This window comes from Candidatus Hydrogenedentota bacterium (assembly GCA_019637335.1).
Taxonomy (GTDB): domain Bacteria; phylum Hydrogenedentota; class Hydrogenedentia; order Hydrogenedentales; family JAEUWI01; genus JAEUWI01.
In genome coordinates this window covers 159,216-183,236 of sequence record JAHBVV010000006.1, presented here as the reverse complement: position 1 = coordinate 183,236, position 24,021 = coordinate 159,216, and the positions used below count along the sequence as shown (strand labels likewise).

Here is a 24,021-nt window from a genome sequence, read left to right as displayed (position 1 = left end):
GCGAAATTCACTCCCCGGCGGCGGGCGTCCACAAACGGCCCGCGCCCGGGCGCAGCCGGGGCAGCCCGGGGCCCTCGACGAAGAATTCGAGATGCTTGCGCCCGGCGCTCTGGAAGTATTCTATTGTGATGGGGTGAAAGCCCGCCTCCAGCGCCACCGGATTGCCGCGGGGCACGGCCATGTAGCGCACGTCGTGGTCGATGATGCGCTCGTCGCCAATCCACAGCCGGGATCCGTCGTTCGACACCAGCGTGAAGCAGTACAGCCCGGTGGCCGGCGCCTCGAAGTAGCCCGTGAACCGGAGCGCGTAACTGATCTCCGCGGGGGAAACCTCCAGATTAACCGTCGCCGCCACGCCGCTTTCCGCGGGCGTCAGCGCGCCGAAGTCCGGCAGGGCGATCCAGCGCCCCTCATAGAATTCATAGCGGAGGCCCGGCTGGAGCGGGGGCGGCGTCACCGCCGGCCGCGCGGGCGATTCGGGCGCCGCAATCCAGCGCTCCCACCCGGCGCGGTATTCCGCCACCGTATCGCCATGCTCGCGGATCTGGATCAGGTCGCTCGCTTCCGCTGCCTCGAAGAACCGCGCAATCCGTCCGGCCAACGCCTCGGGCATCCGCAGCCCCCACCGCGCGTCCGGATCCCTTTCCAGCGCGCCGAGCCCCAGAAAGCGCGCGCGCTCGAGCATCGCATAATCGACCGCCATCCGGTCCGTCCGCACGCGCTGGAGCAGCGCGCCGTCGCCCCGGGCCAGATCTTCGGCGCTGTTCCACAGTCCATCCGCGCGGGCGAGGAACGCGTCCGTCATGTAGGGCGCGTCCGGGCCGTCCCAGATCTCCGAGTGGACACCGGCGTCTCCCGCGAGCTTCTCGAGGGCCGCCAGGTACTGGCGCACGGCGGGCGCGGCGGGGCCGTAGACCCCAGTCACAAATTCCTCGATGATCTCGCGGGGATTCGCGCGCGGGTTCCACAGGAGCTGCGCGTTCAGGTAGCCGCTGAGCCCCGAAAGCTCGCCGTCCAGCGTGTTGTACACGTCCTGCGCGAAGATGCCGCGCACGTTGTGATCCGCCAGGAAACGGATGTTCGGGCCGCGGACGTGCAGGTTCGGGAACGGCATGAGGTAGTGGCTGAAGGAGGTGACGTAGTCCCAGACCCAGACACGGTCGCATACCTTCGCCCAGCCCTTCAGATCGGCCACGAATTCCTTGTTGCGAAGGGAGGCGCAGGTATTGAAGGGGTGATTGAAACAGCACTCAATGCTGCACAGCCGCACGATCACGTTGGGCTCCGGGCGCATGGTCCGGGGCGGCTTGCGCGAATATTGGTAGGCCAGGGTGTCCACCAGCACGTCCGGAAACTCGTCGCGCAGATCCCGCGCCACCGCGTTCACCAGAAAGAGGATGGGCGCGGCCTGCGTGCCTTCGGCGTCGGCCAGCGTGGTGCAGGGCGCGCATTGGCAGTAATTGTGCCAGTCGTTTTGAGACACCGAAACGACGCCCGCCCCGGGATTCTCCCGCAGGCGCCGGCGAAGCTCCTCCGTGACAACGCGCGCCACATCCGGATTGGTCGCGCACAACTGGGACCGGTGGCGCAGGCGCTCGCCGTCCACCATGGAAAAGTACTCGGGGTGCGCCTCGAAATACTGGTCGGGTGGAACGAGGCTCTCAAAGGTATGCACAAAGCCCTCGTAGGTAATCTTACCGCCCCGGTCCGCGTCCAGGTTCATGAACTGCCCGTTCACCCGGTTCCGCGCGGCCCAGTCCGGATCCAGCATCTCCATGACGAACGGCTCGCGGTACGCCAGCACCGGCACAACCGTCTCGCCGAGGCGCGGGAAGCGTAAACGGTCCACGCGCGGGATACGGCTGACTTCGGGGGTGAACCAGCGGCAATCGAAATGGTCCTGGAGCAGGCCGTACACGCCGTACAGGACGCCCCGGGGCATGCCGCCCAGGATCTGAAAGCTCCCGGTCCCGGCGCGGAGGATGTAGCCCTCCTCGCCAAGCGCCGCCGGGTCCGGCCAGCTCCGGGGGACCGCCCGCTCCGCAATGCACAGCGCGCCGGGCAGCGCGATGTGCGGATCGCTCTCGATGGGCAATTCGATGCCGGTCATCTCGCGCAGGAAATGCTGGAGTTCGCGCGCGGCGTGCGCGGTGGACGGCGCCGCGTCCGGTCCGTGGTATATCCTTAGGGCCGACGGCTCGCCGCGAACAAGCTCCACGGCGGTTGCACTCTGGGCAAGGGCGATCAGGGCGGCGGCGAGGAAAAGACTCCGGACGCGAGCGGGGATCATGGCGGCATACCTCCGCGCCCGAGTGTACGAAAGGGCGGGCGGAAGTGCAAGCGGAATGCGGCTGTTTAAGGCGCGCCGTTTGGTGTGCGGATGTGGTATCACTTGAGCGGAATGAAGCACCCACCGCCTTGGAGGCGAATCGTGATCAAGGCGGGCGTGAATAGCCGGATCGCGGACATTCCTGTCCGCGGCAGGACGAGCGCAAGACATCTCGTGATCGATGTGTATGTGAAGAGGCGCAGGTCCCCCATGCCTTCCGCTCCCGGGGACGCCGGGAATCTATTCCAAACCACTTACGTCACTTTATTTCCCGGGCTCACTTTGCCGCGGACAGGAATGTCCGCGATCCTTTGCCGCGCTTTCTCGTATTGTAAACGGTCCCTTCGTCCTGTTTCCGCGCGTTGCTGCTTCAGGCGGCGAAAATGTTGCAGCCGACCGAAGTACAGTGGCCAAACCAGATCGACTTGCGGAATAAGGGCTCCATGCACACCGGCTTCACTAGCAAAAACACATACTGTTCCGCACGTAAGAACGCTAAAGTGTTGCGACTTTGCTTACTTCCCCGCAGTCCGGACGCGGTACTATCCGAACTTCACCCCTACTTGAACTGCTTGCGCTTCGTGGTCGCCGGTATATTCAGCGCTTCCCGGTACTTGGTCACCGTGCGCCGCGCGATATTGGTGCCCTCTTTCTTCAGGATATCCGCAATGCGCTGGTCACTCAGCGGCTTGTACGGGTTTTCCTCGTCGATGATCTTCTGGATACGCGCCTGCACGGCCTTGGAGGCCTGCGCGTCGCCCGTGTCCGAAGATACGCCCGAGTTGAAGAAGTACTTCAATTCAAAGAGGCCCTGCGGCGTCTGCATGTATTTGCCGCGCGTGGTGCGGGCGACCGTCGACTCGTGCACCCCTATCTCGTCGGCGATGACCTGAAGCGTCAGCGGGCGGATGTGCTCGATGCCCTTGTCCAGAAAGTCCTTCTGGTAGTTCACGATCGCCTGGGATACCTTCAGGATGGTCTGCTGGCGCTGGGCGATATTGCGCTGGAGCCATTTGGCGGCCTCCAGTTTCGATCGCACGTAATCCTTGTCGTCCTTGTTCAGGCCCGAACGCTTCACCGCATCGCTGTACTCGGTGTTGATATTCAGGTCGGAAAGGCGCTCATCCGCCAGACGAACGATGTACTCGCCCTCCACCTTTTCGACCACCACCTCGGCCGCGATGTACTGCGGGGGCTCGGAGGAAAACTCATGCCCCGGCCACGGGTTCAGCGTCGCGAGCTGCTTCTTCAGGTTCTCGACATCGTCCGGGGAGATCTTCATCGCCTTGGCGATCTTCGGGACCTGCCGGTTCTTCAGATCGTCTAGGTGGTTCGACACCAGGTCGATGAGCTGCGCGTGATCGGGGTATTCCGCCTGGATCTGAAGCAGGAGGCATTCGACCACGTCGTGCGCGCCCACGCCCGTCGGCTCGAAGCGCTGGATCTTGTGCAGCACCCGCTCCACATCCGACTCCGAGACCCGCAATTCCTCGGCTATGGCCGTCTCGTCGCCCGTGAAGTAGCCGCGGCTGTCGATATCTCCGATGATGATCCGCTCGCCGATGAGGTAGTCTTTTTCGTTCTCGGTCGACAGCGCGAGCTGGGAGAGCAGATGCGCGCGCAGGGACTGCCCCTGGGTGATGGAATCCTCGTAGAACTTGCGCCGGGCGTACAGATCCGTGTTGTGGCTCAGATCCTGCCCCTCCCGGAACCGGATATCCCAATTATCGGAATGCTGGTCCAGGTCGAAGGGCTGGTCGAAGGGATCGTCGATTGCCGGCGTGGGGGCCTCGGTCCGGGGGGCCTCTTCCTCCTTTTTCTGCTTCTGTTCGAGGAAAGGGTTGGTCTCGAGCTCCTGCTGGACGTATTGCTCGAGTTCAATGCCATTCAACTGCAAAATATGCAGCGCCTGCTGCATCTTCTGCGTCAGTACAAGCTGTTGGCGCTGGGTCTGAACCAGCCGGTGTTCCATATGCATTATTGAACAGCCTTATAAATCTAAGCAAGACACGTGCCATTATATCACCGACCCGGGGGCTTGTCAATTGATGAATCCCCCTGAAATTGTTATACTTACTTACCGTTCAAGCAGTTAGCAACCCTCGGGAATACCCCTTTCGTGCTTCAGTTCAGCCTTCTGGGAAGTGGCAGCAGTGGCAACGCCATCCTCGTGCGTTCGCGGACGACGATGATATTAATTGACAACGGGTTGAGTTTTAAGCAGTTATCGCTCCGCACCGCCGCCCTCGGTATCGCCCTGGAAGACCTCAACGCCATCGTCGTCACCCACGAGCACGGCGACCATGTCCTGGGCATCGGCGTCCTTACGCGCAAGGCCCCCGTACCGGTATACATGACCCGCGGCACCTATGAAAACCTCCCGCCCATTCTCGGCGCCCTCGGATCCGTGGATTTCTTCGAAGCGGGGGACACCCTGCGCATCGGCGACCTGGATGTGCTCAGCTTCAGCGTGTCCCACGACGCCGCCGACCCGGTCGGGTTTATTGTCCGTTCGCAGGGCGCGCAGTTCGGTCTGGCGACCGACCTGGGCCACGCCTCGCAGCTGGTCAAAACCCGGCTCGCGGGCTCCCACGCGCTGGTGATCGAATCCAACTACTGTCCCGAAATGCTCCGGCTCGGGCAGTACCCGCCGAAGATCCAGCAGCGCATCCGCGGACGTCACGGGCACCTCTCAAACGAGGACATGTGCTCGCTGCTGCACAGCCTGCTGCACGACGCGCTGCAATTGGTGGTGCTGGTGCACATCAGCGAGAAGAACAACACCCCGGAACTGGTGACGCAGCGCGTGCGCGGGGTGCTCAAGTCGCACCAGGCGGCCATCTACCTGGCGACGCAGAACGGGCCGACGCCGCTGTTTGAGGTGACGGCGCCATGAGCGCGCTGGCCTTCCTGCGCTCCGGGGAGGTGATGGCGGCGCTGGCGCGCGCGGCGGCGGCGGCGGGGACCCCCGCGAGCGTGCACTACGTGCAGCGGAACCAGGAAGGCCCGCGGCTGTACGGCTGGGGGCAGTGCGCGGCCTGCCGTCATGTGCACGAGGAGGCGGGCGGCGCGCGCGCGTGCCGGCTTTCGCGGACCACGGCGGCGTCGCTGGCGCAGCGGCAGGATCGGCCGATGCCCTTTGTGTGCCACATGGGCTTCGCGTGCGTGTCCGTACCGCTGATTCCCGGCGAGGGCTATATGCTCACGCTCGGCCCCTACTGTCCCATGGAAGAGCAGCGCTCGCTGGAAGACGACGTGCGCGCGGGCCTGGCGTCCCTTCTGGAGGCCCCGGTCGATGCGCTTCCGTTTGCGCTGGACGATATTCACCGCCCCCCGTCGGCGTCGGTTCCCGCCATCGCGGAATGGACGCTCGATAGCCTGCGGGCGGCCTGGGCGAAGTGGAATGCGAATGAGCCGGAGGCGGCGCTGCCCGTGCCGGAGCCCACCGCACCCGAAAAAGACAGCGGGAAGGCGGCGCGCTCGGGCGCCGCGCGGCGGGAGAGGCCGGACCGGGAATCCGAGACCGCCGCGGCCATTGCGGCGGCGCTGGCGGCGGGAAGCCGGCGGGATGCGCGCGCCCTGCTGATGGGCGCGATCGCCGAAACGCCTGGCCGGGGCCGCGCCGCCCTGGATGCGCGCCGCGCGCGGGTTTCCGCGCTGGCCTCCGCCGCGCTGGAGGCGGTGGCGCGCGCCGGACTCCCCACGGCATCGGCGTGGGAGGCGTACCCGGATTTTTCGGCGGCGGTGGCGCGGGCGGAAACCGACGGCGGCCTGGCGGACGCGGCGCTGGATCTTTTTGGCTGGCTGCGGCGCGGCGATGCGCGCGGGGCGGTGGAAACGCGCCTTCCGGACTACCCGGAGCTGTTCGAGCTCGTGCGCGATCGGCTCGTAGCCGGGATCACGCTGGAGGAAGTTGCGGCGAAACTGGGGCAGACCCCCTCGGCGATCAGCCATCGCCTGAAACGCAAGTTCGGCATGAGCTTTTCCGGCTACGTGGGCCGGCTGCGGGTGGAGCGGTCGAAGCCGCTGCTCCGCGAGACAAAACTCGGCATCGCCGACGTGGGCCGCCGGGTGGGTATAAGCGACCCGAGTAACTTTGCTAGACTGTTTCGGAAGGTCGAGGGCATGTCGCCCGCGGCATACCGAGAACGGTTTGGAAAGCAATGAAGCCGAAAAAGTACAGCCCTCTGGACCGGCTGCGGCAGTGGTGGCTGCGCGTCCGGTGCCCCACGGAGTTCCTGTGCGACAACTGCCACCTGGACTACGGCACGCTGTGCACGCGGCCCCAGCGCCCGAACGCCGTGAAGTGTCCGGATTACCAACCGAAGAAGTAGGGGGGGCGCCGCCGGCCATTGCCCGGCCCGGGCGCCCATTCGATCCATAGAAAGCTGGTGTATTGTGATTGTTTTTCGTTTCCGGCGACCGCTGCGTGCGGCGCTCGGATGGTTGTGTTTACTTGGGCTTGCGGCAGTACTGAACGCGGGGGCGTCTCCCTTGCGGCTTTCGGCCTACTGCACCGCGCACGATGCGCAGCGGCTGCTCGATCCGGAGCAACAGCAACGGGCTCTTGGGATCCTTCGGGATCTGTCGGTGGAGCGCGTAATCGTGGAGACGAACCGGGGGGATCAGGCGGTGGCCGAAGCCGATCTTCGGACGCTCCGGGACTTTTTTGAGGGCGAAGGGTTCGAGGTGATGGGCGGGATTGCGACGGTCCCGGGTGAGAACTGGGGCGTCGCGGCGAACGAGGGCCTGGCCTGGCTTAATTTCGAGCACCCGAAAACCCAGGCTGATCTGGAGGCGGCCATGCGCGCGGCGGCGCGCGTCTTCGATGCTTACGTGGTGGACGACTTTCTGCTGTCCGGCGATCGCAGCGCGATTTCGGATGCGGCGCGGCGCGGTCGGGACTGGCCGGAGTACCGCCGGGACCTCACGACCGCAATCTCGCAGCGCATTTTCATCGACGCGGCGAAGGAAGAGAACCCGGACATCCGGATGATCCTCAAGTTCCCGCAATCCTACGACCGTTACCACGTCTTCGGATACGACGTGGAGCGGCATCCCCAACTCTACGACGCGGTCTGGGTGGGCACGGAGACGCGCGGGCAGTACACGCAGCGCTTCGGCTTCACGCAGCCGTATGAGGGCTTTGTGAACTACCGCTGGATTGATTCGCTCTCCGGCGGCAAGTTGGAGGCGGCCTGGTTCGATCATGGGGATTGCGATGGGCCCGACTTTGTGGAGCAGGCGTGGCAGACGGTGCTGGCGGGGGCGCGCGATATCGTGCTGTTCAGCTACGCGGCCCTGGCGGATTCGCACCCGGGCCACGAGCTCCTGCGTCAGGATCTGGCGGGACTGCGGGCCCTGGCGGAGGCGGTGCGGGCGGCGCCGGTGACCGGGGTGGCGGGCTACAAGCCGCCCAACAGCGACCCGGTCAGCGACATGTATATCATGGACTTCATCGGGATGCTCGGTATTCCGGTTGTGCCGGTTTCGGAATTCCCCCACGCGTCGAAGCGCATCTTCGCGCCCGCGTACGGCGCACGGGACCCGGAGATCGCAAACCATATCGAGGCGGCCCTGCACGGGGGAAAGACGGTGATTGTCACGACTGGATTGCTCGCGAACGCGGTCGAGGGTGATCGCCTGGCGAAGCTCGCCGGGCTGGCGGAGGCGCCCGCCGTGGCCCACCTGCGCACGGAGTCCGTTCTGGTGGATGGCGCGGCGGTCCACGTGCCGCGCGGCCTGGATGTGGGCGGGCGTATCGCGCCGCAGGCGGCCGAGGTCCTGCTGGAGGCGCTCGACGGCGATACGCCCGTACCCTTCCTGACGGAGCACCACGTGGGCAGCGGGCGCCTGCTGGTCCTGAACCTCCACATGTTCACGCAGGAAGACTTCGACGCAGTAAACGAGGTGTTGCTGTCCCCGCGAAACCTGGGCTTGCTGGACCTTCCCGAGGCCTGGGCGTCGGTATTGCGGGACCGCTTCGGCGGCGGGGGCGAGCGGCTCGTATTGGCGCCAACCCGGGTGACCATCCAGCCGCTGGGCGAGTCTGGCTGGTTTATTCAGAACTACAACAATACCCCGGCAACCGTACGGCTCGATGTGTCGGGATTGCCGGCGGGTTCCCTGCGCGACGGTTTCACGGGCGGAGCGATCGAGGCTTCGGGGCATGTCATCGAACGGACAATGCCCGCGCGCTCGCGGTGGTGGGTGGCGCGATGAACGAATTCAAGACAATGTCGCTGATTCTGGCAACGATACTGATTGCATCCGCCGCCGCGACCGAAGGGGCGGTGGATGTCGTGTCCATCGCGTCCGATGGCGGCGTGGCCGGTTTCGTTTGCACGACGCCGGATTTCGAGATCGCGCAGCGGAACGGCGCGTGGAGCGTCAGTCCGCCTCCGGATCGCGATCCCTATAGCGTTCAACCGTTAGCGTTTCACGGGCGCGCTGACATTCCAGCGGATTGGCCGTCCTTCGTGCTGGAGGTGGCGCACCTGGACGTGGGCGCGGGCCTGATCGGGGCCGCCGTCAAGCGCGAGACCGGCGGGGGCTGGCGCGGCGCGAACCGGAGCGTTTCCTATACGCGGCTGAACACGGGCGCGGCGCGGACAGCGTGGTTTTCCTTCGATCGCGCGGCGCTTCCCGAGACCGACGCCTGGAGCCTGCAACTCACCGGGATGCGACATCTGACCGGCGTCCGGATTCTGCCGCCGCAGGCGGACGGTGCGTGGGCGGCGAAGTCGGCGTCCGTGCCGTGCGACGTGAAGCCGATGGTGACGCTGGAGCGCCCGATGGACCTGGTCTGTTCGGCAGGGGTGGATGTGCGCGGGGGGATAGAGGCGCTTGACAGCTCGCTGGCGGCCTTGAATGAGCTGGCGCCGCTCGCGCGGGTGCTGGGCTTCAACGCGGTGGAGAGTTATGTCTCCTGGAAGCGGGTCGAGCCCCGGGCGGAAGGGGAGTTCGATTTCTCCTTCTACGACGCGATCGTCGCGAAGCTGGCGGAATACGACCTGAAGTGGTTCCCGCTGCTGATTGTGGGATCGGCCTACGCGCTGCCGGAATGGTTTCTCGAGAGCGACGAGAACGTGGGCATGGTGTGCCTGGAGCACGGGCTTTCGAATCCGGTGCAGAGTATCTGCTACGAACCCCACCGCCGCCACGTGACGCGCGTGCTGGAGGCCTTCGGGCGGCATTACGAGCCAATGGGCGTGCTCCAGGGCGTGCGGCTTGGTCCCAGCGGCAACTACGGCGAGTCGCAATATCCGGCCGGCGGCAACTGGGGCGTGGACGGGGCCGATATGCATATCCACCTCGGCTGGTGGGCCGGCGATGCGCACGCCCAGGCGGACTATCGGCGCTATCTGGCCGATCGCTATGCCGATGTGGCCGCGCTGAACGCCGCGTGGGGGACGGACCACGCGTCCTTCGACGCGATCGCGCCGCGCCTGCCCGAGCAGATGCTCCTGCCGGCGGAGCGGATCGATTTCACGGCCTGGTACACGGATCTCATGACGGACTGGTGCGAGTGGTGGGCGCTGGAAGCGCGGAAAGCGATGCCCAACACGCCGATCTACCAGTCGGCGGGCGGCTGGGGCTTCCGCGAATCGGGGACGGACTACACGGCGCAGACGAAGAGCATGACCCTGATAAATGGGGGGATTCGCCTGACCAACGAGACGGACAGCTTCGAGCAGAACTTCTATGCCACGCGGCTCGCGGTGACGGCGGCGAAGCACTATGGCGTGCCGCTGGGCTATGAACCGGCCAGTTCACACACGGCGCGTGGGGTGGCGGGAAGGGTCTTCGGCACACTCGTGACGGGTGGGGAGCATTTCTTCACCTACCAGCAGAACATCATGAACGACACCTACGCAATCGACCAGTGGCTGGAATACGCGCCGCTGCTCGACGAGCGCGCCATGGGGCAGACCAGCGTCGCGGTGTTCTATCCGGAGACCGTGAACCAGCTGGAGGACAGCGCCTTCCGGTACCTCTACGCGTGGGGCTTCAACCCGCGCGCGGCCGCGGTGCGGCGGGTGACCGAGGTGGACTACCTCGACGAGCGCCTCATTGACGAGGGCTTTCTGGATCGGTATCGCGTCCTGGTGTTCGTCTGGGGCACGGTGATGCCCGACGCAACGCTCGCGAAGATCGACGCGTGGGTAAAGGCGGGCGGCACAGTGATCTATCCCGCGTTTCCGCGCGGAAACCTGACGGGCTTGTCGGGATCCGCCGAGATCTTCCAGGGGTGGAGCGGGGGCGAGACGGGCCAGGGCGCGTTTTACCGTTTTCGCGGGGACATGGAGCCGGAATCGCTCTACGCGGACTTCGTTCGCGGTGCGTTGGTGGAGAGCGATGCGTTGTCCGCGAAGGAACGCGCGCTTCTGGCGGTCGAGCGGCCCGAGCAGGTTTTTTTCAGCGTGCTGGAGAGCGGGCGGATCGCGGCGTTGAATTACAATCCGGAGGCGGTTACGCTGGCCGTTGAGGGTGGGCGGGAGATTCGTGTTCCGGGGTATGGGATTGCGTTGTTCGGGATGGGTGAATAGGGGGAGGTGGTGGTTGTGTATGGCAGGTATCTCAGACAGGAATGTCTGAGTCCCTCTGATGGGTCTGGCTTTGATCTGAGTTGATTATGAGTCGGGCCTTCAGCCCTTTTGGGAATCCCGGCCGGCAAACCTGGGCCGTTGGCCCAGGCTGGTATGAATTGCGCCTTCGGCGCCGTGTGTCGTGAGAAGTGGCACGTCCGGCGAAAGCAATCCCTGCGGCGGCGCATGATTGCACGACGAGGGCCGGGGCTGCTTCGCGAGAGCAACGTTCACGAGAAGTATTTAGGCACACGTTGCCGCGGACATGAATGTCCGCGATCCTGCTGCGCCCTTCGGCGCTTTGGACAGCCGGGACGGCTATCCTACATTTGCCGCGGACACGTCGAAGGTCCGCCGTGGCGGAAATGTCCGCGATCCTGCTGCGCCTTTCGGCGCTTTGGACAGCCGGGACGGCTATCCTACATTTGCCGCGGACACGTCGAAGGTCCGCCGTGGCGGAAATGTCCGCGATCCTTTGCGCCCTTCGGCGCTTTGGACAGCCGGGACGGCTATCCTACATTTGCCGCGGACAGGCCGAGGGTCCGTCGTGGCGGAAATGTCCGCGATCCATGGTTGCTTTCGATGGCTACACGGATCCTTTCATGCGAGGGCTGCTTCAGCCCGCGCCGAGGATGGTGAAGGTCTGTTCGAGCCAGCCGCCGCCGTCCTGTGCGCGGATCGTGAGTGTGTGCTCGCCCGGGGGGATGATGCCGTCGCTGGCGCGGTCTTCGTTGCCGAGGAGGTAGGGCGGGCCGTTGTCGGTATCCACGAGTTTACCGTCCAGATAATACTCCACCGCGCCGAAGGGGATGCCCTCCAGCCAGACGCGGAGGCGCTGCCAGCCGTGCCAGCCTTCGACCTGCATGTTGGTGGTGGCGTAGATGCCTTTGCTTCGCGCGGTACGCAGCCGGGTGTCTTCTTCCCACCAGGCGTTGACGGCGGCGCTGCTGCCAAGCATCCGCATCGTGCGCCGCTCGACCGGCGTGCCGAGGACGCGGCTGTCGGCCTGGTAGACATACATGCCCGGGGCGCCGGCGTCGTAGAGCTGTTTCGCGCGCCAGAGGAAGGGTCCCGGCAGGGGATTGCCCCAGGCGAGGCCGTCGGTGGCGGGGAGGAGCGTGGTCCTGGTTCCCGCGACGGCATCCTGGTAGGGCGCGATGTCGAAATGGTTGTGGCGGCCCTGGATGTTGCTCGGGCAGAGGTAGTCCACCCAGCCCTCGCGCGCCCAGGCGGCGTAGTCGAAGTTCTCGCCGCGGTCCACGCCATGCGCGGGAAAACGCACGAGGATGGGCACGGATGCGCCTCGTTTCGCGCTGAACTCATCCGCCAGCGCGCGCAGCGCCTTCAGGAAGAGGTTTGCCGTCTCGGGGACATCGATCGTGCCGGGGTAGCGGCAGAAGTCGATGGAGACGCCGCGCGCGCCGATTTCGAGGGCTTCGCGGTAGAGGCCCAGGGCGTGTTCGCGGACTTCGGGCACTTCAAATCGCAGGGTCGCGCCGCGCATCCATTCCGGGTGGTCCTTGGAGAACTGTCCCTGGAGGGGCGTGCCGGGATAGCAGTTGCTCGCACCGAAATTCGCGTGGAGCCAGAGCCCGAGGTCCTTCTCGGGGCGCAGCGAGTTTTCGAGCGTGTTGGTGAACTGCTGCATCCGCCCGACGTTGTCGGTGAGGGGCTGGGCGACCTCGCCGATGGGATCGCCGATGGTGGAGTGGTAGAGGTTCTCGGCGAGGCGCGATTCGTAAACGACTTTCATGCCGAAACGGCCAATCTGCATGTCGACGAGATCGATGCGGGCTTCGGCGAATGCGGTGAGGTATTCGCGGTGCCAGAGCGGGTGCTGGACGTTGTCGGAGAAGGCCCAGGAGTAGGGCTCCCAGTAGCCGGCGATGAACTTGTCGCGCGGGGCGGTAAAGGGGGCGTCGAGGGCGGCGCGCTGATCGTCGGAGAGGGGGACGAAGCGCACGTAGTCGATGGTGGCGGGGGTGTAGCCCTGGTAATTGTGGGGCTGCTGGAGCACGAGGTTCTGGCGGTCCAGCCGGGCCCAGCGCCAGAACACTTCCTCGCCGCGGCGCGTGCTCAGGAGGTCGTCGCGTTCGTCGCCCGTGAAGCGCAGGCGTATGGCGCCGGGGGCGTGGACATGGACGGCGTACCAGCCCGAGAGGTTGAGCGGGTAGGAGAGCTGGGGGAGCGGGAGGGTCTTGCCGGCGTCGCCGTGGAGGCTGTCACCGCGAGAAAAGCCGAGTGCGCCGTCCCAGCCCGTGCGCCATTGCCACTTCTGGGGGGCGTCGCCGCCCTCGGGCTGTATCTGGCCTGCCTGGAAAACCTGGGACCAGTCCTCGATGGTGAATACATCGGTATTGTCCGCGCGAAGGGGGATGGTGTGGGTGGCGAGTGTCTCCCCGCCGGGGTGGCGGATTTCGATGCGGAATGTCGCGTCGACCTTGCCCGCGTGCTCCGCCTGTGGGTAGGGGTTGAAAACTACGGTGCGCTGGAGGCCCGCGGCCCGCCTTTCGGTCACGATTCCAGCGTCGGCCCAGGACGTCCACTCGGCGCCGGGAAGGAGGCCGAGGGCCGTGTCGGAGATCAGGGGCATGACGCGGGCAGGCCGCCACTCCTCGGCGTTGGCGGGAGCGACGGTACAGGCGACCTCAATGGTTTCGGGCGCGTTTTCCGGGACGGGGTAGGCGATGTGGAAGTAGCGGGTGACGGGATCGACGTGTACACTGGCTTCCTGCGCGGGAACCGAGCAGAGGGGCGCCAGGCAGACGAACGCCGGCAGCGTGTAGCGCCAGATGGAGCGGCGGGTCATGGGGCAATCCTCCGAATAAGGGCGTTGGGCGGCGTGGGCCGCGGTGAAACAGTTGCAACGGGTGCGCAGGTTTACCTACTGTAGCCAGCGTGCGAACCATGGAGTATAGCGGCCCCGGGCCGCGTCCTCCACTTCGGGCGCGCGGCTATCCCGGCCGCGGCCGGAAACCAACCGCAGGGAACGAGGAAAGGAAAAGTCATGAACTGGTATCTGGATGGATTGAAGAACTACACGGGCTTCAGCGGGCGGGCCCACCGCACGGAATTCTGGATGTATGTGCTGTTTACGGTCATTGTGGTCGTCGTGCTGTCCATCATTGAAGGGATTGTGGGCCTGACCGGCATATTGACGACTCTGTATTACCTGGGCACGCTGCTTCCGAACATTGCGGTGTCGATGCGCCGTCTGCACGACACGGACCGGAGTGGCTGGTGGCTGTTGATCGGATTTATTCCGTTCATCGGGGCGATCGTCCTGCTGATATTCTATTGCCTGGACGGGACGCCGGGATCGAACCGGTTTGGCGCGGACCCGAAGGGCGGGGCTTCGATGTCGGCGGGCTGAATTGATAATACGGCGCGCCGCCCGGTCACGAGAGCGGGCGGCGCGCTGGATTTTTGAACGGCCCGTAAGCAGGCGGTGAACGGAAAATGACGAAGAGCGAATACGAACTGCGTATCCAGACGGTCTGCCTGGCCATCTTGACGATCGTGACGCTGGCGGTGACGCTTTACCTTCTGCGTATCGTGCTGGTGCCGTTTATTCTGGCGGCGTTTCTGGCGCTGGTGCTGATGCCGGTCGTGAACTTCCTGATGCGGAAGCTGCGGGTGGGCCGCGCGATCGCGCTGGGGCTGACGCTTCTGATCGGCTTTCTGGTGGTGCTGGGCACGGGCGCGTTCATTTCGGTTTCGGTTGGGCAGTTTGCGAATAGCGCGGGCGAGTATGAGCAACAACTCACGCGCCTGTTGCGCCAGGCGGAGAATTCCAAACCGATCAATACGCTGGTTAACCTTATCGGGGTCGCCAATACCGCCGGGGCCAATACCGCCGGGTCGGACGGCGCCCCCGCACCGCCGGCAGGGTCCGGGGGGTTCCGGACCACGCTGCTGCTGCCGGAGGGCGCGATAAACGGCATTGCGCGGCGGCTTTCCGCCAGCGTCTTCTCGGTGTTGTCGAACGGCCTGCTCGTGCTCTTGTTTACGGCGTTTCTGCTGATGGGGAGTACCGCGCCGGCCAAGCCGCGGGGCGGCGTGATAGGGGAGATCGAGTCGCGAGTACAGAAGTATATTATAATAAAGGTCCTTTCTTCCGTCACCACGGGATTTCTCGTTTTCCTGGTGCTACATTTTCTGGGCGTGCGCTACGCGATGTCGTTCGGGGCCTTCGCATTCATCCTGAACTTCATTCCGAATCTCGGATCGATTGTCGCGACCGTGTTGCCGCTTCCGTTTGTGCTGTTGACGCCGGATGTCAGCCACGTGACGGTCGTCCTGGCGCTTCTGTTGCCGCTCAGTGTTCAGTTCGTCATCGGGAGTGTGGTGGAACCGAAGATCATGGGTGACACGCTCGGTCTGCACCCGGTGGTTGTCTTGATGTCTCTCATCTTCTGGGGCATTTTGTGGGGATTCGCGGGGATGTTGCTGGCGATTCCGATGACGGCGAGCGCAAAGATCATTTTTGCGCGGATCGATGTGACGAAGCCGATGGCGGCTATTATGGAAGGGCGTCTGGAGGCGCTTGACGATATGTAGTTTGGGAGCGTTTGGGGCGTGGGTTGCCTGGCCGGCGACGGGACAGCCGCGCCGGTTGGCGGTGTTGTGGGTTGGTTGGGCTCGCTTGGGGTCGCGTGTGGGCTGTTGGCGCCCGTGGTGATGGGGCGCCGCAGTCCCTGGGGCGGGAGCGCGTGGCGCGGGGGGTGCTTTTCTGCGGGTACAGGCACCCGCGATTCTGGGGTGGTTTGGGGCGCCTACGCGGCTGGGGTGGTTTTTGTCGCGGGAGCCAGTCCCCCCTGGCGGCACCCGCGATTCTGGGGTGGTTTGGGGCGCTTTCGCGGCTGGGGTGGTTGGCGTCGCGGGAGCCAGTCCCCCCTGGCGGCACCCGCGATTTTGGGGTGGTTTGGGGCGCGGGGTGATGGGGCGCCGCAGTCCCTGGGGCGGGTGCGGGTGGCACGGGGGGTGCTTTTCTGCGGGTACAGGCACCCGCGATTCTGGGGTGGTTTGGGACGCTTTCGCGGCTGGGGTGGTTTTTGTCGCGGGAGCCAGTCCCCGTGGTTGCAGTTGTGGTTAAAGAAGGTTGTCCGGCGCCGGACTTATGCGGGTGATTGGCGGTTTTAACCTTGGGTCAGACTAACGACGCGCGGGGGTGTCTGGCAGTATCGTGGTGCGGAATAGCCGGCATACGCCCAGTGGTAATCCGCCAGTACAGAGCCCGCGTCTGAACGTTGAAAGGGGACGAGGTGGCAAACGCGATCGAAGTTTCCCCGTCAATCACCTATTAATAGGGATGGGGCGTTGCAGTTTTTTTAGGCCTTAGGCTGGAGGGCAGTTGACAGTTGACAGTTGACAGTTGACAGTTGACAGTTGACTGGGGACTACAGGGACTACAGGGACTACAGGGACTACAGGGACTACAGGGACTACAGGGACTACAAGGACTACAAGGACTACAGGGACTACAAGGACTACAAGGACTACAGGGACTACAGGGACATGAGGGACTACAGGAACGGCAGGGACCTGAGGGATCTGAGGGATCTGAAGGGCCGATGAGACGGAAGGGACACGAGGGGCTACGCGAGTGGAGCGAATGAAGGGATGGAGTTCCGGGGTGTTCCGGGCATGGTTGCGCTGCTTCTCAGGCGGGTATGCCTGAGTTCCTGAAAGGACTGCCGGGCCCTGGGGCCCGGCAGTCATTGGGGCGTTTTTTTCAAGCCGGCGGCGTTCAGGGCCGCCGGTAGGAGGGTCGGGCCTTTATTTCGCCGACTGGGTTACTCCGGCTACGGGCTGGCCGTCGTGGGTGCGGAGGCGGGCCGCGGCGGCCCAGTCGCCGCCGTGCTGGTAGACGGCGATCATGAGGGTATTCTCGCCTTCCTTGAGGGCGACCGGGAGCTGGTCCTGTCCGGGGCTGAAGGCGCGTCCGACGTTGAGGGACTCGATCAGCTTGCCGTTCCACCAGACCTTGCAGCCGTCGTTGGTTCCGACTTCGAGAATGACATCGCGGGAGGCTTGCGCGGTGAGGGTAGTACGGAGGTACGCCACGCGTTCCGCGCCGCCGATGAACTGCGCCAGGTGCACTTTCCAGGGCTGGGCGCGGTCGAGGCCCATGGGGGCGATGGACCAGTTTACCGATGCGGGATCGGTCTCCGGCGCGAAGGGGGTGTCAAAGAAGGACATGGAGGGTTTGCCCTCCTCGAAGTACGGGCCGGCATATTGCCAGGCGGTGATGTAGTCCTCAAAGGCGGCGAGGCCATCGAGGACGTTTTGGGCCTGCTTCTTGACGGCGTCGCTGGTGTCCTGCTGGAGGTAGGTGCTCATGCGCCGGGCGACTTCGTCGCGGTGCGCGCCGCTGATGCTTGCGGCGATGCGCAGGACGGCCTGGGTGGCTTCGGCGGCGACGGCGGGGTCCTGCTGGCGCGCTTCGACGTATTGGAGCGCTTCGAGCGAGGGGACCTCGGCGAGTCCGGCGACGACCAACTTCTTTTCCTGTTCGCCCTGGGCCATGCCATCGGCTTCCCTGAAGGCCGCGAGCTTCTCGCCCGGCGTCATGCCGCCGGCTGCGCGAAGCTGCCGGACATAGCCGGCGAAGGCCGCGCCGCGCGCGGGGTGCGCGGCGTTGCCGGCGAGGGCCTTGAGGTCGGGCAGGGTGCGGGTATCGGGCCAGGCGGCGAGCGCCTCGACGGCGGCGACCTGGACGGGTCCGGTGGCGGCCTGGACCTGCTCCCGCACGACAGCGAGGGCTTCATCGGTGGCGATGCGGCCGAGAATCCCGATCAAGGCGGCGCGCGTGGGGTCGTTCGGGGCGCCCGCGAGCGCATTCACGACCGGGGCGGTTTTTCCGTCGTCCGCGGGGATGCGGCCGGCGAGATCCGTAATGGTCTGGGCGGCGTTGCGGCGCTGGGTGTCGTCGCCGGCGTCGGCCAGGATTCCGAGCAGCGCGGCCATGTCATCCTGACCGGCCAAAACACGGAGGGCGGAAAGGGCCTCGGCGCGGACATTGGCTTCGCCGGTTGCGGCGAGATCGAGCAGGGCGGGGGAGGTGCGGATCGCGCGGCGGCTCGCCAGCGCGCGAATGGCCTCGAGCTGGACCGCGCCCGCGCCCTCTTGAGCGGCCTTGAGGGCGGCGACGTCGGCCTGGTTGCCGGGGATGGTGGCGATGCTGGCGCGGGCGGTGCGCTGCGCCTCGCCGGAGGCGTTCGCGGCGAGTTCCAGGAGGAAGGGGACGGTTTCGTGGGTACCGAGACGCCCGAGGGCGGCGAGGGCCGCGAGGCGCACGGTCTCATTTTCGCCGTTTGCCGCCGCCATGATGGCGTCCAGGGCGCCCGGCTCGCCCCGATGGGCGAGGGCGTCAATCAGCAGGAGCTGGGTCTTCGGATCCGCGCCGGCGAGCATGCCGGCGAAGGTTGCGGTGGCTTCCTCGCCGGGGAGGTTGCGGATGAAGCCGGAGGCGACCAGCACGAGGTTGGGATCAGACTCGTTCAGCGCGGCGACGACGTAATCCCGGGCCTTTTCCGGTTGCAGCGCGACGAGGCCACTCAGGGCCGCGGCGCGAATGTGGCCCGGCTGGGAGGGTTCGTAGAGCGCGTTATAGACGCCTATGGCCTGTTCGCGGCCTTTCGCGTCGAGACTGGAGGCGCACTGGAGGCAGGCGTCGGCCAGGACGGCGCCACCGGCGGTTCCCCGGGCTTCGAGGCGATCGAAGAGCGGCGCGCAGCCGGAGCCGCCGATACCGCCGAGCGCGGCGGTGGCGGCCTGGGCCAGTGCCTGGTCGGCGTGATCGAGGAGGGCGGTCAGGGGCTTTACGGCGCGTTCGTCGCCTTTCCGGGCGAGGGCGTTGATTACCGCGACTTTCTGCGTCGCGGGCGCGGAGTCGATGGCCGCGACGAGGGCGTCGAGGGCGGCGGGGTTCGGGTTTTCGACGAGTGCGCGGAGGGCGTAGTCGGCGAGGCCGGGATCCGCAATCAGGCTGGCGAGGGTATCAACACTGTCGCGCGTTCCCATGACGGCGAGTTGACGGCATACGAAGCGTTTGGCGTCGATGGCGGCATCGCTCTTGAGGAGCGCGATGAAGGAAGCCTCCAGTTTGCCGCGCAGGGCGTTGTCCGTTTTCGCGCTTAGTGCGGCGGCTTCCACGGGCGCGAGGGCCGTGCGGGAGTCACCGAATTTGTAGGATTTCAGGGCTTCGAGGCCCTGGTCGAGGTCTTGCGCGTACGCCACCCCGGCCGCGAGCACCAGCAGCGCCGACAATACCGCGCGGGAGATTCGCATCGTTTGGTTCATTTTCCGATCCTTCCGGGGGTTGCTTAGAGTTGCCACGTGCCGCGAATGGCGGGCATGAGCATGCGGTTGGCGTCGTCATCGTTGGTGAACTGTTCGGTGGCGGGGTCCCACAGGAGCTTGTGGCCGCGCTTCATGGCGATGTTGGCCATGTGGCACATGCAGGCGGTGTGGTGGCCGACGTAGGCCGGGGCCTTGGGCTCGCCGCGCGTGATCACGCACTTGACGAAGTCTTCGTGGTGGCCGCGGCTGCGCCCGAGCTGGAGTTCGTCGGGCCCGATGACTTCCTTGAGGAGCGCGGGGTTGCTTGCCTCCAGGTCGCCGCCGTGGACGTGGATGAAGATCCAGCCGTCCTCGCCCTCGAATTTGACGCCGCGGGGGCCGACGCTCTCGCCCAGAAGCTGGACTCCGTTGGCGTATTCAAAGCGGAAATTGTAGGCCATGGCGGTGTTGAAGAGGCCATCTTTCGGGAAATCGCCCGTGCCCTCGACGGAAATGGGCGTGGTGTGGTCGGTGCCGTTGCCCAGCTGCGCCAGGTCGAGGATGTGCGCGCCGCGATCGGTCATTTCGCCGCCGCTGTAGTCGAGGATATAGCGGAACCAGAAATGGCAGCGCTTCTCGGTGTAGGGGGCGCTTGCGGCGGGTCCGAGCCAGAGGTCGTAATCGAAGCCCTCGGGGACCGGCATTTCCGGCTGCGGGCCGATGGGGCCGTGGTTGTCGATGGGCATGTTCACGCGGATGGTGTGGAGCTTGCCGATGCGCCCGTTGCGGACGAGCTCGGCGGCGTAGCGCGCGTTGTCGCGGGAGCGCTCGTGGCTGCCGGTCTGGAGTACGCGCCGGTAGCGGGTGACGGCGTCGAAGATGGCGCGGCTCTCGGGGATGGAGTTGGCGAGGGGCTTCTCGCAGTAGATGTCCTTGCCGGCCTTTGCGGCGGCCACGCTGACGATGGCGTGGGAGAAGTCGGGCGTGGCGCACATGATGGCGTCGATGTCCGGGCGCGCGACGACTTCGCGGAAGTCGTTGTAGGTGGCGCAGCCCTTCCAGGCCGTGTCGTTTTTGGCGGTGTAGAATTCCTCCACCATCTGTTTGGCCTGGTTGCGGTGGTTGGTGTCCACATCGCAGACGGCGACAACCTGGGCCTGGGGAACGTTCATGAGGCCCATGGTGTCGTAGCGGCCCTGCCCGCCGACGCCGATGGAGGCGATGACCACGCGGTTGCTGGGGGCGACATGGCCGTCTTTGCCGAGCGCGGACGCGGGAACGATGTAGGGAAAGCCCGCCGCGCCGGCGGTGGCGGCGAGGGTATTGCGCAGAAAGCGCCTGCGCGATAAGGTCCGATTTCCTGCCATGGTTATATTCTCCAATTGGTTTGGAAAGGTTCGGTATGTGATCTGGATATACTGCCGGATCGGGGATGCGGCGTCAACTTGGTTTTTCTCCGGGTACAACTTTTCATGACGCGTTGCGTCAGCCGTTAAGGATGAAATGCTGCTTCTGACTGTTGGCGCTCTACTGCAGTCTCGCACCCACAAGCCTTTGCGGCGGAGCCGCAGAGCTTGAGGGTGGCACCCGTGGCTCCCTTTGAAATTTCAGGGCGGCCACCGGCTGGGTTGGGGCTGGTTGCTCCGGGGTTGGGTACATTTGCCAGCCGGAGGCAGTCCCCTGGGGGACTGCTTCCCGAGCCGGATTGAGCTCGGCCGCGTAAGCGCGAAGCAACCAGCGCTCAGGCGAGGGTAGCTGTACCCCGAAGAAGCGTCTAAAACTGTATGCGATTTTCTCCGGGTACAGCCACCCGCTTTACGCACTCACTAAGACGCTTGCGCGACCAGGCACACGTACACGCGGGAGGCAGTCCCCTACAGGCCCATGATGTGGGCGAGGACGGCCATTTCGAGGGCTTCGTAGTCGCGCGACTCGATGAGCTTCTTTTCGAGGTTCTTGTCGAAGCTGCGGACCTTGTCCACCAGGTGCAGGAAGATTTTCCTGCTGTTGGCGAGGTGGTCGGTGACACATTCGCCCTGCTGGGTGCGCATGGCCTTGACGTCGAGGCCGACGAAACGTCCGGTGGCGGCGTAGTCCGCGAGTTCGAGGACGCGGACCTGGTTGTAGGCCATGCGGAGGTTTGCGGCGCCGAAGGACTTGTCCTGATCGAACTTGAGGCCGTTCTGGTCGTTCAGGTGGACGCTGAGGAGCTTTCCGGCGGCCAGGGCGAAGGCCATTTCGTCGGAGGGGTCGAGGCCGGCGAGGATGGCGTGGGCCGTCTCGATGAGGCCGCCGACGCGCGCGGGGTCCTTGCTCATGCCGGAGATGGCGAGGGCGTGGCCGATGGTGGGCACGTAGGCGTGGTCCATGGGCTCGTTGGGCTTGGGCTCGATGGCGATTTCGATGTTCGGGTTGTAGTCGAGCAGGGCGTTGACGAGCTCGAGAATGCGCTGGTAGGCGACGATGGCGTCCTTCGCTTCGCGGATGTAGGTGCCTTCGCGGGCGAGCCAGAGGACGATCATGTTGGTGTCGAGGGCGTTGGCGATGTCGGCGCATTTCTTCGCGCGGTCGAAGGCCCATTCGCGGACCTTGGGATCGTTCGCGGTGAAGCCGCCGTCGATGCCGCGCTTGTCCTCCCAGAGGCGGGGCGCGATGAATTCGCACACGAGGCCCTCGCCGTGGAGGACCTGCTTCATTTCGGCGGCCTTTTCGGTGAGTTGTTTCGGGGAGAGGCCTTCGAGATCCGGGACGGCGTCGTCGTCGTGAAACTGGACGCCCTCAAAGCCGAGGGCCTTGTAGCGGCCGAGCTTTTTGGCGAAGGAAAGTGTGGGGCGGACCTGCGGTCCGAAGGGGTCGCCGCCTTCGTTGATGTTCCAGGGGCCGAACGAGAAGCGGTAGCCTTTGTTGTCGCTCATTGTGGGGGTATGCCTTTCCATGCGGTGGAGGCGCGCGGACGGATGTCGTGCGCGCGCGAGAGTTACCCAAGATAGATTTGCCCCGTTGGGGCGAACACAGCGGGGTCACGCTATCAGATCCTGACACCGGTGTCAAACCGGGTGTGGGGGCGCTTTGCACGTTGCCGCCGCGACAGTCACCCGATGCCGGGCGATAGTCAGTTGGAATTTCAAGCACTCGTCCACTTTGACAAGAATTCACTGTAAAATGAAGTAAACATGAAGCAGGGATACGGAGCCTTGGCGATTCACACGCCGGAGGAGATGATTCACTATGAAGACTGATACAAAAAAGTTCGACTGCGTGGAATTCATGCATGACGGCGCGTTGCGGATCTACGAGGAGACGAAGGGTATGACGTTGGAGGAGGAGATGGCTTACTGGCGGCAGAAGCACATGGAGGCCTTGGGCGAGCTGAGCGAGTCGCCCGAGAGATCGCCGGAATAGTGAAGGCGAGGCCGGGTGGATGCGCGGGGAACGAGGTGCGAATATGGGAGTTTTGAGGCGGGTACAGGCACCCTCGCGATCAGGTGCGTTTTACCGCTTTCGCGACCGGGGTGGTTGCGGCTCGGGAGCCAGTCCCCAAGCTGTGGAGGCGCGGATGATGAGGGTGGTTTCCATTTCGATGCGACCGCTGGGGGCTTCTTCGCTGTTGATGCGGGCGATGAGGGCCTCGGTGACGCGCGCGGCGAGGTCGGCGGTGGGCTGGCGGATGGTGGTGAGCGGGGGGGAGAGGCGGCAGGCGAGGGCGCTGTCGTCGAAGCCGGCGACGGAGAGGTCGTCGGGAATGCGGAGGCCTTGCTCGCCGGCGGCCTGCATGACGCCGGCGGCCATTTCGTCGTTGCTGGCGAATATGGCGGTGGGGCGGGGGCGTTTCGACAGGAGCGCGCGGCCGGCGGCGAGTCCGGACTCGAAATGGTAGTCGCCGCTTGCGAGGAGATCCTCGGGGAAGGCGACGTTGGCTTCGGCGAGGGCGGCCTTGAAGCCCTCGAAGCGATCCCACGTGCCGCGATAGTCGGCGGCGCCGAGTACGAAGCCGATGCGGGTGTGTCCGAGGGATAGCAGGTAGTCGGTCATGTCTCTGGCGCCCTGAAAATTGGTGATGGTGGCGGCGGGCCAGGGCAGATCGGGGTCGGAAGGCTCGATCGAGGCGATGGGGAGCCCGCTTTCGTGGAGGGCGAGGTTGAACGGGGTCTTCCCGCCGAAGGGGGGCAGAAGGATGAGCCCGTCGGCGCCGCCGCGTCCGACGAGGGTCTGGAGGGAACGCCGGGCGGCCTCTTCGCCGGGTTCACAGGGGTGGATGACGAGTTCGTAGCCTCGGGGGGCGGCGGTTTGAAGGATGCCCTGCATGACGTGGGTCAGCCAGCCGGGGGGCTCTTCAACGGGGTAGACCAGGGCGAGGACATGGGAGCGCTTACTGGCGAGGCGCCGCGCGGAGACGTTGGGGACGTAACCGAGTTCGGCGATGGCGTCCTGCACCTTGCGGAGGGTGGCCTGGGTGACGTGGGACTCGCCGTTGATCACGCGGGAGACGGTTTTTTTGGAGACCCCGGCGCGGGCGGCGACGTCCTGGATGGTGACGGCGGCGTTTCCGAAGCGGGGCGGGGTCATGGGCGGATCCTTGGAAGGGTGAGGGGTGAAGTTTGAGGGGTGAAGTATAGGGGAGTTGGGGGGGAAGTTGATAGTTTGGGGAGAGGCTTTAGGCTGGAGGCTTTAGGCTTTAGGGTTTCAGGGACAACAGGGACAACAGGGACGGCAGGGAGGGAAAGGACCTAAGGGACCTAAGGGACGTAGGGGACAATGGGGGGCGGTTTGCGGGGCTAGTGGTGGTGGTGGTGGGACGTTGCATCGGTTCTGGGTGGCTAG

The 24,021-nt window shown here is 65.3% G+C and carries 16 protein-coding genes; 9 read left to right on the top strand and 7 right to left on the bottom strand.

All coding sequences use genetic code 11. From position 1 onward, the window contains the following. Positions 1 to 7 precede the first annotated feature (7 nt). Complete coding sequence (locus tag KF886_09705) at positions 8 to 2,290, bottom strand: DUF4838 domain-containing protein (GenBank protein ID MBX3177625.1); 2,283 nt, start codon at positions 2,288 to 2,290, stop codon at positions 8 to 10. 598 nt (positions 2,291 to 2,888) lie between these two features. Next, complete coding sequence (gene rpoN / locus KF886_09700; protein MBX3177624.1) at positions 2,889 to 4,307, bottom strand: RNA polymerase factor sigma-54; 1,419 nt, start codon at positions 4,305 to 4,307, stop codon at positions 2,889 to 2,891. A gap of 141 nt (positions 4,308 to 4,448) precedes the next feature. Between rpoN and KF886_09695 the strand changes: the two genes are divergently transcribed. The 5 genes from KF886_09695 (at position 4,449) to KF886_09675 (ending at position 10,878) form a co-directional block, all read left to right on the top strand. Beyond that, entirely contained in the window at positions 4,449 to 5,225 is a 777-nt protein-coding gene (locus tag KF886_09695) for an MBL fold metallo-hydrolase (protein ID MBX3177623.1), read from the top strand. After that, positions 5,222 to 6,496: a helix-turn-helix domain-containing protein gene (locus tag KF886_09690; protein ID MBX3177622.1), complete on the top strand. Its 1,275-nt coding sequence runs from the start codon at positions 5,222 to 5,224 to the stop codon at positions 6,494 to 6,496. Before KF886_09695 ends, KF886_09690 begins: the two co-directional genes overlap by 4 nt. Next, complete coding sequence (locus KF886_09685) at positions 6,493 to 6,663, top strand: hypothetical protein (protein MBX3177621.1); 171 nt, start codon at positions 6,493 to 6,495, stop codon at positions 6,661 to 6,663. The genes KF886_09690 and KF886_09685 overlap by 4 nt, the downstream gene beginning before the upstream one ends. A 160-nt stretch (positions 6,664 to 6,823) precedes the next feature. Next, complete coding sequence (locus KF886_09680; protein ID MBX3177620.1) at positions 6,824 to 8,551, top strand: hypothetical protein; 1,728 nt, start codon at positions 6,824 to 6,826, stop codon at positions 8,549 to 8,551. 14 nt (positions 8,552 to 8,565) lie between these two features. Continuing rightward, entirely contained in the window at positions 8,566 to 10,878 is a 2,313-nt protein-coding gene (locus tag KF886_09675) for a beta-galactosidase (protein ID MBX3177619.1), read from the top strand. A 655-nt stretch (positions 10,879 to 11,533) separates the two neighbouring features. On the opposite strand, the gene KF886_09670 is transcribed toward KF886_09675, so the two are convergent. Continuing rightward, positions 11,534 to 13,726 carry a hypothetical protein gene (locus KF886_09670; protein MBX3177618.1) on the bottom strand — a complete coding sequence of 731 codons (2,193 nt, stop codon included), beginning with the start codon at positions 13,724 to 13,726 and terminating at the stop codon, positions 11,534 to 11,536. Positions 13,727 to 13,924: 198 nt separating this feature from the next. Between KF886_09670 and KF886_09665 the strand changes: the two genes are divergently transcribed. The 3 genes from KF886_09665 to KF886_09655 all read left to right on the top strand — a co-directional run bounded on the left by KF886_09665 (position 13,925) and on the right by KF886_09655 (position 16,535). Next, entirely contained in the window at positions 13,925 to 14,290 is a 366-nt protein-coding gene (locus KF886_09665) for a DUF805 domain-containing protein (protein ID MBX3177617.1), read from the top strand. A gap of 86 nt (positions 14,291 to 14,376) precedes the next feature. After that, positions 14,377 to 15,477 carry an AI-2E family transporter gene (locus KF886_09660; GenBank protein ID MBX3177616.1) on the top strand — a complete coding sequence of 367 codons (1,101 nt, stop codon included), beginning with the start codon at positions 14,377 to 14,379 and terminating at the stop codon, positions 15,475 to 15,477. An 821-nt stretch (positions 15,478 to 16,298) separates the two neighbouring features. After that, entirely contained in the window at positions 16,299 to 16,535 is a 237-nt protein-coding gene (locus tag KF886_09655) for a hypothetical protein (GenBank protein MBX3177615.1), read from the top strand. A 160-nt stretch (positions 16,536 to 16,695) separates the two neighbouring features. Here the strand turns inward: KF886_09655 and KF886_09650 are convergent, their stop codons facing one another. The 3 genes from KF886_09650 to KF886_09640 form a co-directional block, all read right to left on the bottom strand. Further along, positions 16,696 to 19,221, bottom strand: a complete 2,526-nt coding sequence (locus tag KF886_09650) for a HEAT repeat domain-containing protein (protein MBX3177614.1) — start codon at positions 19,219 to 19,221, stop codon at positions 16,696 to 16,698. 23 nt (positions 19,222 to 19,244) lie between these two features. Further along, positions 19,245 to 20,567: a Gfo/Idh/MocA family oxidoreductase gene (locus KF886_09645; GenBank protein MBX3177613.1), complete on the bottom strand. Its 1,323-nt coding sequence runs from the start codon at positions 20,565 to 20,567 to the stop codon at positions 19,245 to 19,247. Between the two features lie 507 nt (positions 20,568 to 21,074). Continuing rightward, positions 21,075 to 22,115: a TIM barrel protein gene (locus KF886_09640; GenBank protein ID MBX3177612.1), complete on the bottom strand. Its 1,041-nt coding sequence runs from the start codon at positions 22,113 to 22,115 to the stop codon at positions 21,075 to 21,077. Positions 22,116 to 22,428: 313 nt separating this feature from the next. Here KF886_09640 and KF886_09635 point away from each other — a divergent pair, with 313 nt between their 5' ends. Continuing rightward, positions 22,429 to 22,602: a hypothetical protein gene (locus KF886_09635; protein MBX3177611.1), complete on the top strand. Its 174-nt coding sequence runs from the start codon at positions 22,429 to 22,431 to the stop codon at positions 22,600 to 22,602. Positions 22,603 to 22,692: 90 nt separating this feature from the next. On the opposite strand, the gene KF886_09630 is transcribed toward KF886_09635, so the two are convergent. Beyond that, positions 22,693 to 23,766 carry a LacI family DNA-binding transcriptional regulator gene (locus tag KF886_09630; GenBank protein ID MBX3177610.1) on the bottom strand — a complete coding sequence of 358 codons (1,074 nt, stop codon included), beginning with the start codon at positions 23,764 to 23,766 and terminating at the stop codon, positions 22,693 to 22,695. Positions 23,767 to 24,021: the final 255 nt, after the last annotated feature.

What these genes read in the sequence shown, in the direction of transcription:
- KF886_09705 (MBX3177625.1), bottom strand. Translation starts at nt 2,290, where the DNA reads ATGATCCCCGCTCGCGTCCGGAGTCTTTTCCTCGCCGCCGCCCTGATC.
- rpoN (MBX3177624.1), bottom strand. Translation starts at nt 4,307, where the DNA reads ATGCATATGGAACACCGGCTGGTTCAGACCCAGCGCCAACAGCTTGTA.
- KF886_09690 (MBX3177622.1), top strand. Translation starts at nt 5,222, where the DNA reads ATGAGCGCGCTGGCCTTCCTGCGCTCCGGGGAGGTGATGGCGGCGCTG.
- KF886_09685 (MBX3177621.1), top strand. Translation starts at nt 6,493, where the DNA reads ATGAAGCCGAAAAAGTACAGCCCTCTGGACCGGCTGCGGCAGTGGTGG.
- KF886_09675 (MBX3177619.1), top strand. Translation starts at nt 8,566, where the DNA reads ATGTCGCTGATTCTGGCAACGATACTGATTGCATCCGCCGCCGCGACC.
- KF886_09670 (MBX3177618.1), bottom strand. Translation starts at nt 13,726, where the DNA reads ATGACCCGCCGCTCCATCTGGCGCTACACGCTGCCGGCGTTCGTCTGC.
- KF886_09665 (MBX3177617.1), top strand. Translation starts at nt 13,925, where the DNA reads ATGAACTGGTATCTGGATGGATTGAAGAACTACACGGGCTTCAGCGGG.
- KF886_09660 (MBX3177616.1), top strand. Translation starts at nt 14,377, where the DNA reads ATGACGAAGAGCGAATACGAACTGCGTATCCAGACGGTCTGCCTGGCC.
- KF886_09650 (MBX3177614.1), bottom strand. Translation starts at nt 19,221, where the DNA reads ATGAACCAAACGATGCGAATCTCCCGCGCGGTATTGTCGGCGCTGCTG.
- KF886_09645 (MBX3177613.1), bottom strand. Translation starts at nt 20,567, where the DNA reads ATGGCAGGAAATCGGACCTTATCGCGCAGGCGCTTTCTGCGCAATACC.
- KF886_09640 (MBX3177612.1), bottom strand. Translation starts at nt 22,115, where the DNA reads ATGAGCGACAACAAAGGCTACCGCTTCTCGTTCGGCCCCTGGAACATC.
- KF886_09635 (MBX3177611.1), top strand. Translation starts at nt 22,429, where the DNA reads ATGAAGACTGATACAAAAAAGTTCGACTGCGTGGAATTCATGCATGAC.
- KF886_09630 (MBX3177610.1), bottom strand. Translation starts at nt 23,766, where the DNA reads ATGACCCCGCCCCGCTTCGGAAACGCCGCCGTCACCATCCAGGACGTC.